The organism is Rhodococcus sp. NBC_00294 (assembly GCF_036163995.1).
GTDB lineage: Bacteria > Actinomycetota > Actinomycetes > Mycobacteriales > Mycobacteriaceae > Rhodococcoides.
In genome coordinates this window covers 2,660,395-2,677,075 of the sequence record NZ_CP108043.1, presented here as the reverse complement: position 1 = coordinate 2,677,075, position 16,681 = coordinate 2,660,395, and the positions used below count along the sequence as shown (strand labels likewise).

17 protein-coding genes are annotated in these 16,681 nt (G+C 67.0%); 6 read left to right on the top strand and 11 right to left on the bottom strand.

Annotation, left to right across the window (positions count from 1 at the left end; translation table 11 throughout):
• Positions 1-81 precede the first annotated feature (81 nt).
• Positions 82-1,869 (bottom strand): aa3-type cytochrome oxidase subunit I, encoded by a 1,788-nt coding sequence (gene ctaD, locus OHB23_RS12565; RefSeq protein WP_328809641.1) that lies wholly within the window; start codon positions 1,867-1,869, stop codon positions 82-84.
• Between the two features lie 244 nt (positions 1,870-2,113).
• Here ctaD and OHB23_RS12560 point away from each other — a divergent pair, with 244 nt between their 5' ends.
• Complete coding sequence (locus tag OHB23_RS12560) at positions 2,114-3,184, top strand: ABC transporter substrate-binding protein (RefSeq protein ID WP_027507043.1); 1,071 nt, start codon at positions 2,114-2,116, stop codon at positions 3,182-3,184.
• 24 nt (positions 3,185-3,208) lie between these two features.
• A complete protein-coding gene (locus tag OHB23_RS12555) occupies positions 3,209-3,682 on the top strand; it encodes an NUDIX hydrolase (protein ID WP_027507044.1) in 474 nt (157 codons plus the stop codon).
• 281 nt (positions 3,683-3,963) lie between these two features.
• Here OHB23_RS12555 and nrdF read toward each other — a convergent pair whose 3' ends face one another.
• The 6 genes from nrdF to OHB23_RS12525 form a co-directional block, all read right to left on the bottom strand.
• Complete coding sequence (nrdF, locus tag OHB23_RS12550; RefSeq protein ID WP_056445506.1) at positions 3,964-4,929, bottom strand: class 1b ribonucleoside-diphosphate reductase subunit beta; 966 nt, start codon at positions 4,927-4,929, stop codon at positions 3,964-3,966.
• 177 nt (positions 4,930-5,106) lie between these two features.
• A complete protein-coding gene (locus OHB23_RS12545) occupies positions 5,107-6,147 on the bottom strand; it encodes a type IV toxin-antitoxin system AbiEi family antitoxin domain-containing protein (RefSeq protein WP_328809640.1) in 1,041 nt (346 codons plus the stop codon).
• 89 nt (positions 6,148-6,236) lie between these two features.
• Positions 6,237-8,399, bottom strand: coding sequence for a class 1b ribonucleoside-diphosphate reductase subunit alpha (nrdE, locus tag OHB23_RS12540; RefSeq protein ID WP_027507046.1), 2,163 nt, complete (start codon positions 8,397-8,399; stop codon positions 6,237-6,239).
• A 45-nt stretch (positions 8,400-8,444) separates the two neighbouring features.
• Positions 8,445-8,882: a class Ib ribonucleoside-diphosphate reductase assembly flavoprotein NrdI gene (gene nrdI / locus OHB23_RS12535; protein ID WP_037187075.1), complete on the bottom strand. Its 438-nt coding sequence runs from the start codon at positions 8,880-8,882 to the stop codon at positions 8,445-8,447.
• A 135-nt stretch (positions 8,883-9,017) separates the two neighbouring features.
• Positions 9,018-9,260 carry a redoxin NrdH gene (locus tag OHB23_RS12530; protein WP_027507048.1) on the bottom strand — a complete coding sequence of 81 codons (243 nt, stop codon included), beginning with the start codon at positions 9,258-9,260 and terminating at the stop codon, positions 9,018-9,020.
• A 367-nt stretch (positions 9,261-9,627) separates the two neighbouring features.
• Entirely contained in the window at positions 9,628-10,188 is a 561-nt protein-coding gene (locus OHB23_RS12525; protein ID WP_222637772.1) for an NAD(P)H-dependent oxidoreductase, read from the bottom strand.
• A gap of 84 nt (positions 10,189-10,272) precedes the next feature.
• On the opposite strand from OHB23_RS12525, the gene OHB23_RS12520 reads away from it, so the two are divergent.
• Positions 10,273-10,869: a TetR/AcrR family transcriptional regulator gene (locus tag OHB23_RS12520; protein WP_222649253.1), complete on the top strand. Its 597-nt coding sequence runs from the start codon at positions 10,273-10,275 to the stop codon at positions 10,867-10,869.
• Positions 10,870-10,871: 2 nt separating this feature from the next.
• On the opposite strand, the gene OHB23_RS12515 is transcribed toward OHB23_RS12520, so the two are convergent.
• The 3 genes from OHB23_RS12515 to moaA are packed head-to-tail and all read right to left on the bottom strand — an operon-like array spanning position 10,872 to position 12,944.
• Positions 10,872-11,627 carry a fructosamine kinase family protein gene (locus tag OHB23_RS12515; RefSeq protein WP_222630639.1) on the bottom strand — a complete coding sequence of 252 codons (756 nt, stop codon included), beginning with the start codon at positions 11,625-11,627 and terminating at the stop codon, positions 10,872-10,874.
• Between the two features lie 2 nt (positions 11,628-11,629).
• On the bottom strand, positions 11,630-11,875 hold the full coding sequence (locus OHB23_RS12510; protein WP_307092495.1) for a MoaD/ThiS family protein: 246 nt from the start codon (positions 11,873-11,875) through the stop codon (positions 11,630-11,632).
• A gap of 4 nt (positions 11,876-11,879) precedes the next feature.
• Positions 11,880-12,944, bottom strand: a complete 1,065-nt coding sequence (moaA, locus tag OHB23_RS12505; RefSeq protein WP_222630637.1) for a GTP 3',8-cyclase MoaA — start codon at positions 12,942-12,944, stop codon at positions 11,880-11,882.
• Positions 12,945-13,033: 89 nt separating this feature from the next.
• On the opposite strand from moaA, the gene OHB23_RS12500 reads away from it, so the two are divergent.
• From OHB23_RS12500 to OHB23_RS12490, 3 genes are read left to right on the top strand one after another with little or no spacing between them, the layout of a single operon-like run.
• Entirely contained in the window at positions 13,034-14,239 is a 1,206-nt protein-coding gene (locus tag OHB23_RS12500; protein ID WP_328809639.1) for a molybdopterin molybdotransferase MoeA, read from the top strand.
• A complete protein-coding gene (moaCB, locus tag OHB23_RS12495; protein WP_285185367.1) occupies positions 14,236-15,258 on the top strand; it encodes a bifunctional molybdenum cofactor biosynthesis protein MoaC/MoaB in 1,023 nt (340 codons plus the stop codon). The genes OHB23_RS12500 and moaCB overlap by 4 nt, the downstream gene beginning before the upstream one ends.
• The gene (locus OHB23_RS12490) at positions 15,255-15,668 is read left to right on the top strand and encodes a molybdenum cofactor biosynthesis protein MoaE (RefSeq protein WP_328809638.1); all 414 of its coding nucleotides are present in this window, start codon (positions 15,255-15,257) and stop codon (positions 15,666-15,668) included. The genes moaCB and OHB23_RS12490 overlap by 4 nt, the downstream gene beginning before the upstream one ends.
• Here OHB23_RS12490 and OHB23_RS12485 read toward each other — a convergent pair.
• A complete protein-coding gene (locus OHB23_RS12485) occupies positions 15,665-16,672 on the bottom strand; it encodes a CobW family GTP-binding protein (RefSeq protein ID WP_328809637.1) in 1,008 nt (335 codons plus the stop codon). The genes OHB23_RS12490 and OHB23_RS12485 overlap by 4 nt on opposite strands.
• Between the last annotated feature and the right edge of the window lie 9 nt (positions 16,673-16,681).

The following is a 16,681-nucleotide window of genomic DNA, read 5'->3' as shown; positions in this document are numbered from 1 at the left end:
CGAGGTATCTCCTTGTCACACGAAAAGCCCCTCACCGTGAGGAGAGGGGCTCGTCGCTGGAACGGTCGTGGAACGAGAGGACTACTTGTCGCGGTCGCCCGAACCTTCGTGATCGCTGGTCGCGATCGGCGCGCGGCGTGCCTGCTCGAGCACCTCGGTGGTCTTGCCTCCACCGTGGCCCGGTCCCACATGCGCTTCGTCTCGCATGCGTTCGACCATGTGCGGGTAGTGCAGCTCGAACGCGGGGCGCTCGGAGCGGATACGCGGGAGCTCCACGAAGTTGTGGCGCGGCGGCGGGCAGCTGGTCGCCCACTCCAGGGAGTTGCCGTAGCCCCACGGATCGTCGACCGTGACGACCTCGCCGTAGCGGTAGCTCTTGAAGGCGTTCCAGAGGAACGGCAACGTCGAGGCGCCGAGGACGAAAGCACCGACCGTCGAGATCGAATTGAGCACCGTGAAGCCGTCGGACGGGAGGTAGTCCGCGTAGCGACGCGGGAATCCCTCGGCGCCGAGCCAGTGCTGCACCAGGAACGTGGCGTGGAAGCCGACGAAGGTGGCCCAGAAGTGCCACTTGCCGAGAGCCTCGTCCATCATCCGGCCCGTCATCTTCGGGAACCAGAAGTAGATACCGGCGTAGGTCGCGAACACGATCGTGCCGAACAGCACGTAGTGGAAGTGCGCCACCACGAAGTAGGAGTCGGTGACGTGGAAGTCGATGGGCGGGCTGGCGAGCAGCACACCGGACAGACCACCGAAGAGGAACGTGACCAGGAAGCCGACCGAGAACAGCATCGGCGTCTCGAACGTCAGCTGGCCCTTCCACATCGTGCCGATCCAGTTGAAGAACTTCACACCCGTCGGGACGGCGATGAGGAACGTCATGAAGGAGAAGAACGGCAGCAGCACCGCACCGGTCGCGTACATGTGGTGGGCCCACACGGCGATGGACAGCGCCGCGATGGCGATGGTGGCGTAGATCAGGCCCGTGTAACCGAACAGCGGCTTACGGGAGAAGACCGGGAAGATCTCCGACACGATGCCGAAGAACGGCAGCGCGATGATGTACACCTCGGGGTGACCGAAGAACCAGAACAGGTGCTGCCACAGCAACACACCGCCCGTGGCCGGATCGAACAGGTGCGCACCCAGGTGTCGGTCGGCCGCCAGTCCCAGCAGTGCCGCGGTGAGCAGCGGGAAGGCGAGCAGCACGAGGATCATCGTCACGAAGATGTTCCAGGTGAAGATGGGCATCCGGAACATGGTCATGCCCGGGGCACGCAGGCAGATGACCGTCGTGATCATGTTCACGCCACCGAGGATGGTGCCGAGGCCCGAGAGCGCGAGGCCCATGATCCAGAAGTCCGCGCCCACGCCCGGCGAGTGCACGGCGTCGGTGAGCGGCGTGTAGGCCGTCCAGCCGAAGTCTGCAGCGCCACCGGGGGTGATGAAGCCCGCCGAGGCGATGAGTGCGCCGAACAGGTACAGCCAGTAGCTGAACGCGTTCAGACGTGGGAACGCCACGTCGGGCGCACCGATCTGCAGCGGGAGGATGTAGTTGGCGAACGCGAACACGATGGGCGTCGCGTACAGCAGCAACATGATCGTGCCGTGCATGGTGAAGAGCTGGTTGTACTGCTCGTTCGACAGGAACTGCATGCCCGGGAGGGCGAGCTCCGCACGCATGAGCAGGGCGAGGACGCCACCGAACAAGAAGAAGCCGAACGACGTAACCATGTACATGATCCCGAGCGTCTTCGGATCGGTGGTCGTCACCATCTTGTGGATGAACGATCCCTTGGGCCCCATACGGGGCGGGTACGGCCGTGAAGCCGTCAGCTCGGGGACTGGCTGGGGCGCTAGGGCAGTCACTGATCCTCCTGAAAGCGCGTCTCCCCGTGCCCGAGGTGGACGCATGAAATTCGTGCGCTCTATGGATCGTAACCCCATGACACACGAACTGCGGCACGGGTCCTACGAAGTGTCGTACTTCCACCCGGGTGTCGCATTTTCCGGCCCGCGGGAGGCCCTCTTCCGAAGGCCTCCACGACCGGAGCACGGCCTGCCCGCCACTCGCCGAGCGACCGGCTTCCGGACTGCCCGTAAGGTCTCGGCCATGTCGGATCGCTCTCGTCGTCACGCTCGATCGGTCGTCGCCCTCGCGACGATTCCCGCGATGCTCGCCCTCTCTGCCTGCGGCGACACCTCGAGTGACGACGCCTCCACCATTGTGCGGACCACCACGAACGTGGCCGGAGCCGGCGTCGTCGGCATCGAACGTGACACCGCCGGCCTGTGCGCGCTCCCGCAGCCGGTCGACTCGGTCGGTCAGCAAGGTGACACCCGGCTCGTCGTCGGCAGCGGCCGTGCGACCACGGTGCCCGCCGATCCGCAACGTGTCGTGGTTCTCACCATGACGGCACTCGACGCGTCGTGCGCCGTCGGCACCTGGGAGCGCGTCGTCGGCGCACCCACGGCGCCGCTCGCTCCCACCGCTCCCCCGTCCGGCCTGCTGCGCCCGGACTACCTCGGCACCGGCATCGCCGAGATCGCCGGCGTCGGACCCGAGGGCTCCCCCGACGTCGACGCGATCCGAGCACTGGCTCCGGACGTCATCATCGGCGGCGACGCCCTCGACCCCGCCGTCACCGCGCAACTCGACGGCATCGCCCCGACCGTTCTCACGCGCGCGTCGTCGTCGTGGCTCGAACGGTCCACGCTCGCGGCCGCGGCGATGGGACGACGTGACGCCGCCACCCGTGCGACGGAGCAGTACCGCGCACGCGCCGAGACCGTGGGCCGCGAGCAGAACTCCCGCATCACCGAGGCGTCTCTCGTGCGCTTCGGCGCCGACGGCACACAACTGCTCGGCGACGACAGCTTCGCGGGGCAGGTACTCGCGCAGGCGGGCGTGCGACGACCGGGGCCTCAGCTGGGCGAGACCCGCGCACTCCCGCAGGACGATCTGTCCGACGCGGAGGGCGACCTGATCTACGTCATGTTCGACGGACAGGCGGGGCTGGAACGCGGCACCGAGGTCATGGACTCGGACGCCTGGAAGGACCTCGGCGCCGCGACGGACAGTCGCGTGTTCAGCGTCGACGACACGGTGTGGTCGGGCGAGGGCCTCGTGGCTGCGGGCGCGGTCCTCACCGACGTGTCGAACACGCTGAACGGCTACGTCTGACGCGTCGGCGGTAGCGTTCCGGGAGTGCCGATACCCGAGTTCATCACCACCCTGCGCGCCAAGATCGGTCACGATCCGCTCTGGCTCTCCGGTGTCAGTGCCGTCGTGCTCGACGCCGACGATCGGCTCCTGCTGACGCGTCGCAAGGACAACGAGCTCTGGGCCGTGGTGTCCGGCGTCCTCGAGCCCGGCGAGGAACCCGGACCGGCCGCCCTCCGGGAGATCCTGGAGGAGACGGGCGTGACGGCCGAGCTCGTGCGGTTGACGAGTGTCGACGTCACCGAGCCCATCGTCTACCCGAACGGCGACCGCACCCAGTACCTCGACGTCTGCTTCCTCGCCCGGTACGTCGCCGGCGAGGCGCGGGTCGCGGACGACGAGAACCTCGACGTGCAGTGGTTCGCGCGCGATGCGCTGCCCGCGGACATCACCGACACCTCGACTCTCCGCATCGCGAAGGCGCTGGACCACGGCCCGGAGGCCTGGTTCCGACGGTAGGTCGTGCCGTCCTGCCGCGTCCTGTGTGCACCGCTGCTCAGTGTCGGGCGCGCCCGTACACCCTCACCGATTTCGGCCACCTTCACCGGTCACCACCGGTGCAGATTGCTACAACCGTTGCAGGAGGGCGCAACGGCGCACGTGCTCCGGTTTCCGCAACCCGCTCCTGCTACAACCGAAGCGGGTTGCGGGAACCGGAGCACCTCGCACTCGAGACGTGCTCACCAGACATGACTCAGGGCACCACCCGCAAAGCGGACGGTGCCCCGAGGTGAGGTGGGTCAGAAGTCCCAGTCGTCGTCCTCGGTGTTGACTGCCTTGCCGATGACGTACGAGCTGCCCGAACCCGAGAAGAAGTCGTGGTTCTCGTCGGCGTTGGGTGAGAGCGCCGACAGGATGGCCGGGTTGACGTCGCACTCGTCCTTCGGGAACAGGCCCTCGTAGCCGAGGTTCATGAGCGCCTTGTTCGCGTTGTAGCGCAGGAACTTCTTGACGTCCTCGGTCAGACCGACCTCGTCGTAGAGGTCCTGCGTGTACTCGGTCTCGTTCTCGTACAGCTCGAAGAGCAGATCGAACGTGTAGTTCTTCAGCTCCTCGCGCTCGGCGGGCGAGCGGGTCTCGAGTCCGCGCTGGTACTTGTAGCCGATGTAGTACCCGTGCACGGCCTCGTCGCGGATGATCAGGCGCACGAGGTCGGCAGTGTTGGTGAGCTTGGCCCGCGAGGACCAGTACATCGGCAGGTAGAAGCCCGAGTAGAAGAGGAACGACTCGAGCAGGGTCGAGGCGACCTTGCGCTTGAGCGGGTCGTCGCCCTTGTAGTAGTCCATGACGATGGACGCCTTGCGCTGCAGATTCGGGTTCTCCTCCGACCAGCGGAACGCATCGTCGATGTCGCGCGTGGAGCACAGCGTCGAGAAGATCGACGAGTAGGACTTGGCGTGCACCGACTCCATGAACGAGATGTTGGTGTACACCGCCTCCTCGTGCGGAGTGATGGCGTCCGGGATGAGCGACACGGCGCCGACGGTGCCCTGAATCGTGTCGAGCAGCGTCAGACCCGTGAAGACGCGCATGGTGAGCTGCTTCTCGTGGTCCGTCAGCGTGTCCCAGGACGGGATGTCGTTCGAGATCGGCACCTTCTCGGGCAGCCAGAAGTTGCTGGTGAGCCGATCCCAGACCTCGGAATCCTTGTCGTCGACGACGCGGTTCCAGTTGATCGCGGAGACGCGATCGATGAGCTTCACCATGGGTACCTACCTGCTGATCGATGACTCTGCTTCACGGCTGCACCTGCGGTGCGCCGGGGACTGCGAGAAATGCGGCCGTGGCCGCGAATTGTCACTGACGGCAACACTACCCGTTGTGGCATGCCCCGGGGGCCAACACAACACCGTGTGTCTCCGACCCGTGCGCCTCATGCGCGTTCAGAGATGCGCACGAGGCTCACAACGGGCGCAGCCCGACCACTCGCCTACCCACCCCTCACGACGGAGGACGGTCGTCACCTCACGTGCGACACCGCAGGGATCGTCGACCACCTCGTCGTACCCGAAGACCAGACGCGGGCGGCCGGCAAGTTCCGCGGCATTGTCGCGTCGACGGTCGCGGAAGGCCACGCCGGGCATCGCGTGGAACCGACGGCCGTCCAGGCGAACGATCAGGTCGACGCCGACGTTCGAATCGTCGACATCCTCGAACAATGTCCGCCCGTCGACGCGAACAGGGCTCTGACGTGCACCGACGGGAAATTCATGCGCCTGCTCGACCTCGAGTGCGTACGCGAGTTCGAGAACGGACTGCACCCCGTCGGACATGTACCGCACAGCCTGTTCGAGGGCCACACGGTAGCGGTAGGGGCGACGCTTCTCGAGTCGCTCACGGATGTCGTCTAGGCGCACGATCCGACTGCTCACGGAGGACACCAGACTCGTCATCGCTTCGCGCGCAGTCGATTCGGATGTCGTAAGGTCGATCGCCGTGTCGGCCGCACGGGTTCTCGGTAGCGGCCCGTCGTGCACGATGTGTGCATGAGCGCGGGACCGATGCACCACGACCCCGGGATGTAGAACTGACCCGACGCGGGCCACCGGTCCCGTCGCCGTCACTCGGGAGCGAACCCTGGTGGGACTCTGGCACCGCGCCGAACGGCCGTAGGGAACCGTGACATGGGCGCGTGCACCCGATGAGACTCGCCGCAGACCCCACTCCTCCGCTGCGCTCCGGTGACTGAGCAAGGAGTCCGGGCCGCCGTAGAGCAGGGCGGCGCGCAGAGTCTGTTCCCGATCGAGCGGACCTGCTGCGATGGCGTAGACGCCCCGAAGAACGATCGCCCAGCGGCCCGACTCGACGTGGCGCCGAACTCTGTCTCGGCTGTACCCTAGGCCCGTCACCTGCGATTGCGTGAACAGGCCTGACTGGTCGTCCACTAGTCGATGCAGTTCATGTTCGTCCCCCCGGATGCGCATGCGGGGATGGTGCACGACCGGTACGACACCCGTCCGTGCGCCTTGTGCGCATCGTCAGATGCGCACAAGGCGCACGGGGGCGAAGCCCACTAGAGCATGCAGCTGACGCAACCCTCGACCTCGGTCCCCTCGAGGGCCATCTGGCGCAGCCGGATGTAGTACAGCGTCTTGATTCCCTTGCGCCACGCGTAGATCTGCGCCTTGTTGATGTCGCGGGTGCTCGCGGTGTCCTTGAAGAACAGCGTGAGGGACAGGCCCTGGTCGACGTGCTGCGTCGCTGCCGCATACGTGTCGATGATCTTCTCGTAGCCGATTTCGTACGCGTCCTGGTAGTACTCCAGGTTGTCGTTGGTCAGGTACGGCGCCGGGTAGTAGACGCGGCCGATCTTGCCTTCCTTGCGGATCTCGATCTTCGACGCCACCGGGTGGATGGAACTGGTGGAGTAGTTGATGTACGAGATGGAGCCGGTCGGCGGGACGGCCTGCAAGTTCTGGTTGTAGATGCCGTGCTGCTGCACCGATGCCTTCAACTCGACCCAGTCGTCCTGCGTCGGGATGCTGATTCCCGACTGGGAGAACAACTCTCGGACACGCGCTGTCTTGGGCTCCCAGGCGCGCTCGGTGTACTTGTCGAAGAACTCGCCCGACGCGTACTTGGACTGCGGGAAGCCTCCGAAGTAGCTGCCGCGCTCCTTCGCCAGACGGTTCGAGGCCCGCAGCGCATGGAACAGCACGGTGTAGAAGTAGATGTCGGTGAAATCGACACCCTCCTCGCTGCCGTAGTGGATGCGCTCACGAGCGAGGTAGCCGTGCAGGTTCATCTGGCCGAGGCCGATGGCGTGCGAGGTGTTGTTGCCCTGCTCGATGGACGGCACCGAGTAGATGTGGGTCTGGTCCGACACGGCCGTCAAGCCGCGGATGGCGACCTCGATGGTCTGCGCGAAGTCGGGCGAGTCCATGGTCTTCGCGATGTTCAGCGAACCCAGGTTGCACGAGATGTCCTTGCCCACATGGCTGTACGAGAGATCCTCGTTGAACGTGGACGGCGTCGAGACCTGCAGGATCTCCGAGCACAGGTTCGAGTGCGTGATCTTGCCCTCGATGGGATTGGCCCGGTTCACCGTGTCCTCGAACATGATGTAGGGGTAGCCCGACTCGAACTGCAGCTCGGCGAGAGTCTGGAAGAACTCGCGCGCCTTGATCTTCGTCTTGCGGATGCGCGCGTCGTCGACCATCTCGTGGTAGGTCTCGCTGACGTTCACGTCGGCGAAGGGCTTGCCGTAGATGCGCTCGACGTCGTACGGCGAGAACAGGTACATGTCCTCGTTCTTCTTCGCCAGCTCGAACGTGATGTCCGGGATGACGATGCCGAGGGACAGCGTCTTGATGCGGATCTTCTCGTCGGCGTTCTCGCGCTTGGTGTCGAGGAACTTGTAGATGTCCGGGTGGTGCGCGTGCAGGTACACCGCGCCGGCACCCTGCCGCGCTCCGAGCTGGTTCGCGTACGAGAACGAGTCCTCGAGCAGCTTCATGATGGGGATGACGCCCGACGACTGGTTCTCGATGCGCTTGATCGGCGCACCGGATTCACGAATGTTGCTGAGCAGCAACGCGACTCCGCCACCACGCTTGGACAGCTGCAGTGCCGAGTTGATGGAGCGACCGATGGACTCCATGTTGTCCTCGATGCGCAGGAGGAAGCAGGAGACGGGCTCGCCGCGCTGCTTCTTACCCGAGTTGAGGAACGTGGGAGTGGCCGGCTGGAAGCGGCCGGCGATGATCTCGTCGACCAGGTCGGTCGCGAGAGTCTCGTTGCCGGCGGCCAGCGTCAGCGCGACCATGCACACCCGATCCTCGAAGCGCTCCAGGTAGCGCTTCCCGTCGAACGTCTTGAGTGTGTAGGACGTGTAGTACTTGAACGCACCCAGGAAGGTGGGGAACCGGAACTTCTTCGAGTAGGCGTGCTCGATCAGACCCTTGACGAAGGATCGCGAGTACTGGTCGAGAACCTCTGCCTCGTAGTAGTTCTCCTCCACGAGGTAGTCGAGCTTCTCGTCGAGGTTGTGGAAGAAGACCGTGTTCTGGTTGACGTGCTGCAGGAAGTACGCCCGCGCGGCGTCCCGGTCCTTCTCGAACTGGATCTCGCCGTTCGGCCCGTACAGGTTGAGCATCGCGTTCAGAGCGTGATAGTCGAGCTCCGAGTCGTCACGGCGCGACACGGCGGGAGACGAGTCGGTGATGGTCGGTGCCATGTGCGTACTCCTGAGATCGATGATGGGCGGTACTGGTGCGGACGATCAGATGGTGCAGGTCGCGTCGAGCCGGTCCCAGAACTCGGCGAGTCCGGTGCGGACCCGCTCCACGTCCTCCGGGGTACCCATGACTTCGAAGCGATAGAGGAACGGGACCTGACATTTTGCCGAGACCACGTCCCCGGCGAAACAGTACGAATCGCCGAAGTTGGTGTTGCCCGCGGCGATGACGGCGCGAATGAGGGACCGGTTGTGCTCGTCGTTGAGGAACCGGATGACGGGCTTGGGGACGTAACTCGTGTCGCGCCCCAGCGCGGTGGTGCCGCCGCCGTAGGTCGGGAGGATCAGGACGTACGGACGGTCGATCTCCACGTCGTCGCGGGGATAGCGGACGGGGATGCGCGTCGCGGGGATCTCGAGCTTCTCCACGAACCGGTGGGTGTTCTCCGAGACACTCGAGAAGTAGACCAGCGATTCGGACACGATGCTCCATCCTCCGCCGACTCTGCGCACTTCTTCGACATTCGCGACGGCGCGGACCGGGTGGGTCGGCCGTCAGCGGTGAGTCGGGAACTCACCCGAGCCGGCCTCCTCGTCGGAAGGCGCGGCGGACGCGCTTCAGGCAGCGGCGGTGACGAGGGTCTTGATGCGGTCGGGACGGAAGCCGGACCAGTGGTCCTCGCCTGCGACGACGACAGGTGCCTGCAGGTAGCCGAGCGCCATGACGTAGTCACGTGCCTCGGGATCCTGCGAGATGTCGATGACGTCGTACTCGATGCCCTCTTTGTCGAGAGCGCGGTACGTGGCCTTGCACTGCACGCAGGCGGGCTTGGTGTAGACGGTGACGGTGGTGGCGCTCATGAATCCTCTTCTCCGCATCCTGTGTCCGGATGCGCTCGCTGTTCGCCCGAGAGCTGTCCTGCACTGCTGCTGTGGGATCGCACTGGAGAAAGCGAGACCCGCCGACTCTGCCGTGCACACCACTGACAACCTGTCCGAGAGACCGCGCCGGACCCGCATCCACCCCTCCGAAAAGGGGGTGATGCGGGCCTCGAGCCGTTGTGGCCTCTCGGTGTTCAAGACACTACACCTAGTGTCCGACAGTGCAAGGCAACACCACACTTTGTAATGACACTGGTGGAATTACCTGGTCGGACGCGGAAAACTCCGGCGTGTCGCGACCCCTCGGGCGCGTCGCGAGACCGCGCTGCGGACGGGGCCTCGAGCCTCAGGCGTCGACGAGCTCCGCGCGGGTGAGCGCCGTGACAACCTCGGCGATGTCCGCGGCGATCTGTGAGTTGTCACGGGGATGGCCCCCGTCGATCGCGGCCACCACGCCACCGATGGCGAGATCGACGTCATCGAGCACGCTCGCGCCGGCGATCCGCGCCGCCTTCTCCGTGTCCTCCTTGGCCCACCGGGCGCCGTTCGAGCTCGGCGAGGAACTGATGACGGCGGTCGGCTTGGTGGAGATGGCGCCGCTGCCGTAGGGGCGGGAGAGCCAGTCGATGGCGTTCTTGAGTACTGCGGGGATGGTGCCGTTGTACTCGGGCGTGAGCAGCAACACGGCGTCGGCGTCCTGGACGGCCGCGCGCAGAGCGGTCACGGTGTCGAGCGAGGCGACCGACTCGGGGGTGTCGATGTCCTCGTTGTAGAACGGAAGGTCTCCGAGGCCCTCGTGGATGACGACCTCGACGCCCTCGGGTGCGACGGACGCGGCGGTCTCGGCGAGACGACGGGTGATGGAGGCGGCGCGGAGGCTGCCGACGAGTGCGATGACGCGACTCATGGGTGGGTCCTTTCGACGAAGTGTGTCCGTGATCTACAACCGGACCGTAGTCCACTTTCTTCCGTGACGCGCTATCCTGACGGTGTGACACATGCCCCTCTGCCGATGGCGGCCGACGACAGCGAGCGCTGCGACGCCGCGCGCAACCGCCGTCTGCTCCTCGACGCCGCGATCGGGCTGGTCGACGAGCGCGGAGCGGACTCCGTCACCATGGACGCCGTGGCAGCCCGCGCAGGTGTGGGCAAGGGCACCGTGTTCCGTCGGTTCGGCAGTCGTGCGGGTCTGATGTTCGCTCTTCTGGACCACACCGAGACCGAACTCCAACAGGCCTTCCTCTTCGGTCCTCCCCCGCTGGGCCCCGGCGCACCACCGCTCGATCGACTCGTCGCGTTCGGCCGTGCCCGCCTCGACCTGGTCGCCGTGCAGGGTGAGGTGCTGCGGGCAGCCGAGAACTCGCCCGTCTCGCGCTTCTCCGCGCCCGCCCACGCGGTCGGCCTGACCCACGTGAGCACACTGCTGCGGCAGATCGGCGTGTCGGGCGATGTCACGTTGCTGGCCTACGCGCTGCTCGCCCCGCTCGAGGCCACTCTGGTGCTGCACCTGCAACGCGACGCCGGAATGACCACCGAGCGCCTCGCCGGCGGCTGGGAGGATCTCGCCCGCCGCATCGCCTCCGCCTGACCTCAGGCCAGCGCGAGGGTTCGCGTCGCGGCGTCGGCCAGTGCCACGCCGTAGCTCCGGCCGTGGCCCGCCGCGTGCACGGCGAGGGGATGCAGCTGATGCAGAGGCACCCGTTCCTCGGCACCCGGAGCGAGCTCGTGCTGCTCCTGATAGCCGTCGAGAAGGTGCTCGAGGTGCGGACAGCCGAAGAGGGACAGCATGGCGAGGTCCGTCTCGCGGTGTCCGCCGTGCGCCGCGGGGTCGATGAGCGTCACGCCGCCGGGCGTCCAGAGCACGTTGCCGGTCCACAGGTCGCCGTGCAGACGCGCCGGAGGGTCGGTCGAGTCGAACGACCCGTCCGCGACGACGGAGCAGGCACGCTCCACGAGGTCGGCCTCGTCCCGCGTGACCGTGCCGGCGTCGACCGCGACACGGAGATACGGCAGCACCCGTTCCTGCGCGTAGAACTCACCCCAGCGGTCGTGCTCCACCGACGACATGGTGCGCGATCCGATGAACAGCGTTCCGTCGAAACCTGCAGGCGGCGAGCCGAACCGGGGGGCACCGCTGTCGTGGGTGCGGGCGAGCAGTGCGCCGAAGCGGCGAGCAGCGTCCGGCGTCGGCCGGACGGAGTCGAGGCGTTCGAGAACGATGTGGTCGGCCGCGACCTCGAGGACGTCGACCGTAGGCGCTCCCCCGTCGGCGAGCCACCGCAGACCTGCAGCTTCGGCGGCGAAGAAGTCGGGATGCGCGTCCTCACGCCGTTTGACGAACGCCATCTCTAGCCGCCGGCGAAGGGCGGGAGGACGTCGATCCGGGAACCGACGGGGTAGGCGTCGTCGCGGACCATCTCGTCGCCGATGAGGAACACCGCCACGTCCAGCACACGATTCAATTTCTGCCCGTGGCGTCCACGCAGCGCCGACTTCACGTCCGCCACGGTCGCGCCGACCCTCAGGTCGTACGACTCCTGCGTGGTGCCCGCAGCGTCCGCGGCCCCCGCGAAGTACCGCACGTCCACAGTCACGGACTCAACCACCGATGGCACCCATCGAGCGTTCCGGCGGCACGAAGTCCTCACGTTCCATCCCGTGGCCGGCCCACTTGTTCCACATCGCTCCACGCCAGAGGTCCGCGATCTCCTCGTCGGTCGCACCCCCGCGCAACGCCACCCGCAGATCGGTCTCGGAGTCGCTGAACAGGCAGGACCGCACGGTCCCCTCCGCCGTCAACCGGGTCCGGTCGCAGTCGGCGCAGAAGGACCGGGTGACCGAGGCGATGATGCCCACCGTGGCGGGGCCACCGTTCACGGTCCACTCCTCGGCGGGCGCGGACGGATCGGTGCGGCCGATCTCGGTGAGCGTGAACCGCTCCCCGAGCAGATCGAGCAGTTCCGCCGCCGACACCATCGTCGAGCGCGCCCACTCCCGGTCGGCGTCGAGCGGCATCTGCTCGATGAACCGCAGATCGACACCTCGGTCCAGGCACCACTGCACCAGGTCCTGAGCGCCGTGCAGAGTCTCGCGCATGAGAACGGCGTTGATCTTGACCGGCGTCAGTCCGGCCGCCAGGGCCCCGTCGATGCCGCCGAGCACGGCGGGCAACCGGTCCCGCCGGGTCAACGATGCGAAGTGCTTGCGGTCGATCGTGTCGAGAGAGACGTTGACCCGGGTCAGACCCGCCTCGCGAAGACGCTCCGCTCGGCGTTCGAGGCCGATGCCGTTGGTGGTCATCGACAGTTCGACACCGGGTGCGTGCTGAGAGGTCAGGGCGATGATGTCCACGATGTCCTTGCGGACCAACGGCTCGCCGCCGGTGAAGCGGACCTCGCGCACACCGAGGAGTCGATCGGCGACGCCGACGAGGCGGGCGATCTCCTGCGCAGTGAGCAGTTGTTCGAACTCCAGGTTCGGCAGCCCCTCGGCCGGCATGCAGTAGGTGCATCGCAGCGAGCACTTCTCGGTGACCGAGATGCGCAGGTCCCGCGCGATGCGACCGAAACTGTCCAGCAGGTGCGGAACGTCCGGACGGCCGACCATGGACGGCGCGCGCACGACACCGGGCAGGCTGGGAATTCCCATGCTCACCGTCGTCATTCGATCACCTCCACTCGCCGTTCACGTCAGTATGCCCGTTCGGGGCAACGGGAACCCGACCGTCCTCATTCCCGCTCTAGGATGACCGCATGGGCCATGCGCACACGACGTCGGCACGCTCGGTCGAGGATCACGCCGTTCGGATCGACGAGATGATCACCCGCGCGTGGTCCGCTCGCCCCCCGGAGACGGTTCCGCTCACCGATGCGCTCGGCCGCGTGACGCACGCGGACATCGAGGCCCTCATCGACGTCCCCAACTTCCGGAACTCCCAGATGGACGGATACGCGGTCGACGCGGAATCGGTTGCCCGCGTACCGGTCACACTGCCGGTCACCGGCGTTCTCGCCGCCGGCGACGCCGGGGACGAACGGCATCGCTCGGGCACGGCACGCAAGATCATGACCGGCGCTCCGGTACCCGAGGGCGCCGACGCGGTGATCCCCGTCGAGGACACCGAGATGGACGGGGACGGTGTCCGCGTCCTCGGCTCACGGCGCTCGGGTGAGTACGTACGGGAGCAGGGCAGCGACATCGCGGCGGGGTCGGTCGTCGTCCCGGCCGGCACGACGCTCGGCCCCCGTCACCTCGGCGCTCTCACGGCCGTCGGCCGATCCGACGTCACCGTCCGCCCCCGGCTGCGGGTCGCGGTCATCGCGACCGGCGCCGAACTCGTCGAGGCGGGCAGTGCACTCGGACCCGGTCAGCTGTACGACTCGAACGGTCTCACGCTCGCGACCTCGGTGACCGCGGACGGCGCCGTGGTGACGTTCCGCGGCCGCAGTACCGACACCGCCGACGAGTTCTCCGCGATGCTGTCCGAGGCCGCCGAGAACGCGGACGTGATCATCACCTCGGGGGGTGTGTCGATGGGCGACTTCGAGGTGGTCCGGGACGTGCTCGGCCCCCGCGGGGGAACCTTCACCCACGTCGCGATGCAGCCCGGTGGGCCGCAGGGGTGGACCGACCTCGACGGCACCCCGGTGATCAGCTTCCCCGGCAATCCCGTGAGCACCCTGGTGTCTTACCTCGTCTTCGCCCGTCCGGCGATCCGGAGGCTCTCGGGCCTCCCCGACGCGACCGTCACCGAGCGCATCGCCGACGAGGCCGTCCGATCCCTGCCCGGACGGCGTCAGTTCCTGCGGGGCCGACTCACGGAGACCGGCGTCGTGGTGTCGTCCGGACCGGGGTCGCACCTGGTGGTGTCGATGGCCGCCGCTGATGTCCTGGTGGACGTCCCCGCGGACACCGTCGAGGTGCCTGCGGGCAACAGTGTGCGAGTGTGGCCGCTGTGAACGATTCATCCGCTGCGCACTCATCCGGGAGTTCCTCCACAGGGCTCTCGCACCTGGACTCCGACGGCCGGGCCCGCATGGTCGACGTCAGCGGGAAGAGCGAGACCACGCGCACCGCGGTCGCCGCCGGGTCCCTGCGGACGACTCGGGACGTCATCGCCCTGGTGCGTGCCGACGGCATGCCGAAGGCCGATGTCCTGTCGACCGCGCGCATCGCCGGCATCGCCGGAGCGAAGCGGACGTCCGATCTCATTCCGCTGTGCCATCCGCTTCCGCTGTCCTCGGTCGCAGTGTCCTTCGGCTTCACCGACGACACGATCACGATAGAGGCCACAGCCGTCACGACCGGGCGGACGGGCGTCGAGATGGAAGCACTGACGGCGGTGTCCATCGCCGGGCTCACGCTGCACGACATGGTCAAGGCCGTGGATCCGGCAGCGTCGATCGAGTCGGTGCGTCTGATCCGCAAGGAGGGTGGCAAGCGCGGCGTGTGGACGCGCGACGACCACCAGCCCGACACCTCCTCCACAGCAACGCCTCTCGGCGATCGAACTGCGGTCGTCGTCGTCGCGTCCACCGGCGGCGCAGCCGGGACGCGCGAGGACACCACGGGACCGCGCATCGTGTCGTGGCTCGGTGACCGCGGTTTCGACGTTCGGGGGCCTCTCGTCGTGGCAGACGCCGACGTGGCCGCGGGCTTACGAGACGCCCTCACCGGCGGACCCGCCCTGATCATCAGCACCGGCGGCACGGGCGTCTCCCCCACCGACGCCACACCCGACGCCACCCGGCCACTGCTCGACCGCGAACTACCCGGCGTCGCGGAGGAGATCCGACGTACGGGACTGGCAGCCACCGTGCACGCCTCGATCAGCCGCGGGTTGGTGGGCGTCGCTGGGAAGACAGTGATCGTGAACCTGCCCGGATCACCCGGCGGAGTGAAGGACGGACTGACGGTGCTGGATCCGATCGTGGACCATCTCGTCGCCCAGGTACGCGGAGGCGGTGCTCACGAATGACAACGGTTCTCGCCCGGATCTCGAGCGATCCGATCGATCCGGCGGAGGTCTCCGACGCCGTCTCGGGTCCTGAACACGGTGCCGTGCTGGTGTTCTGGGGAGTCGTCCGCGACCACGACCACGACGAGTCGGTGTCGGCACTCGAGTACCGAGCCCACCCCGACGCCGAGAAGTTCCTGCGTCGCTGCTGCGAGGACGCGGCCGCGTCGTCCGGCCTGCCGACGGCGGCCGTGCATCGCGTCGGCGACCTGACGATCGGTGACACCGCTCTCGTCGCCGCGGTCGCGTCTCCCCATCGCGCCGAAGCATTCGCAGCGTTGCAGGCGTTGGTCGATCGCATCAAGACCGAGGTGCCGATCTGGAAGCGCCAGCAGTTCCCCGGCGGCACCAGCGAGTGGGTGGGGCTCTAGCGGTCGCCGGTGCGCAGGAACCTGTGCACCACGAGTGATTCTGCGTCGGTCGCACTCTCGGTGCGGATCATCGCCTCGATCCGGGAACGCGCCGCCGCGACGTCGAGTCCCGAGCCGATGAAGACCAGCGCGGTGTCTCCGCGGGACGAGGCGGTCTCGACGTCGATGTGGACGCCGACCGTCTGGACGACGAATCGCGCCGCGCCACGGCCGAATCGAACGAATCCCTTGGATCTGTACAGCCCCGCCGGCGGGTTCTCGAGGAACTCGAAGAACGCCCGCGGATCGAGGCAGTCGCTGGTCTCGACGCTGAACGTCTCGTAACTCGCGTGCAGGTGGTCGTGGGGATCGTCCTGCTCCCGCAACAGATCGTCGAGGGCGAGTTGCCGGGACCCGTCGTCGGGGCGCTCCGGCGGATCGAGAAGGAGCGACACGTCCACGGCTCCGTGCGACGTCACCACCGTCGGGGCAGCGGGAGCCGCGTCGCGCACCAGCGTGAGCACCTCGTCGATGCGTCCGGGTCCCACCGCATCCGCTTTGTTCACCACCACCAGGTCGGCGAGACCGAGATGCTGAGCGAGGTGCTGGTGCCGGGCCGTCGACTCGAGCACGTGCAGGGCGTCCACGACCATCACCATGCCGCCGTACCGGATCCGCGAGTCGGTGCTCGCGACCACCATCCTGATGAGAGCACGTGGCTCCGCCACACCGCTGGCCTCGACGACGATCGCGTCGACGGCGGCACTGGTCGCGGTGAAGGCTCCGAACATCTCGTCGAGATCCTCGGTGTCGACGGCGCAACACAGACAGCCGTTGCCCAGGGTGATCATCGAGTCGACCTGCCCGGCGACCAGCATCGAGTCGATGTCCACGGCGCCGAAGTCGTTGACCACCACACCGATTCGAATGCCGTGATTGCGGCGGAGGAGATGGTTGAGCAACGTCGTCTTACCGGATCCGAGGTACCCGGCGACGAGAACGACCGGAACAGCGCTGCGAGACACCGCGTCAGG

Excerpts from the sequence above, each read along its gene's own strand:
- OHB23_RS12560 (WP_027507043.1), top strand. The coding sequence starts at position 2,114 with ATGTCGGATCGCTCTCGTCGTCACGCTCGATCGGTCGTCGCCCTCGCG.
- nrdF (WP_056445506.1), bottom strand. The coding sequence starts at position 4,929 with ATGGTGAAGCTCATCGATCGCGTCTCCGCGATCAACTGGAACCGCGTC.
- OHB23_RS12545 (WP_328809640.1), bottom strand. The coding sequence starts at position 6,147 with ATGCGCATCCGGGGGGACGAACATGAACTGCATCGACTAGTGGACGAC.
- nrdE (WP_027507046.1), bottom strand. The coding sequence starts at position 8,399 with ATGGCACCGACCATCACCGACTCGTCTCCCGCCGTGTCGCGCCGTGAC.
- OHB23_RS12530 (WP_027507048.1), bottom strand. The coding sequence starts at position 9,260 with ATGAGCGCCACCACCGTCACCGTCTACACCAAGCCCGCCTGCGTGCAG.
- OHB23_RS12525 (WP_222637772.1), bottom strand. The coding sequence starts at position 10,188 with ATGAGTCGCGTCATCGCACTCGTCGGCAGCCTCCGCGCCGCCTCCATC.
- OHB23_RS12515 (WP_222630639.1), bottom strand. The coding sequence starts at position 11,627 with ATGGCGTTCGTCAAACGGCGTGAGGACGCGCATCCCGACTTCTTCGCC.
- moaA (WP_222630637.1), bottom strand. The coding sequence starts at position 12,944 with ATGACGACGGTGAGCATGGGAATTCCCAGCCTGCCCGGTGTCGTGCGC.
- OHB23_RS12500 (WP_328809639.1), top strand. The coding sequence starts at position 13,034 with ATGGGCCATGCGCACACGACGTCGGCACGCTCGGTCGAGGATCACGCC.
- OHB23_RS12490 (WP_328809638.1), top strand. The coding sequence starts at position 15,255 with ATGACAACGGTTCTCGCCCGGATCTCGAGCGATCCGATCGATCCGGCG.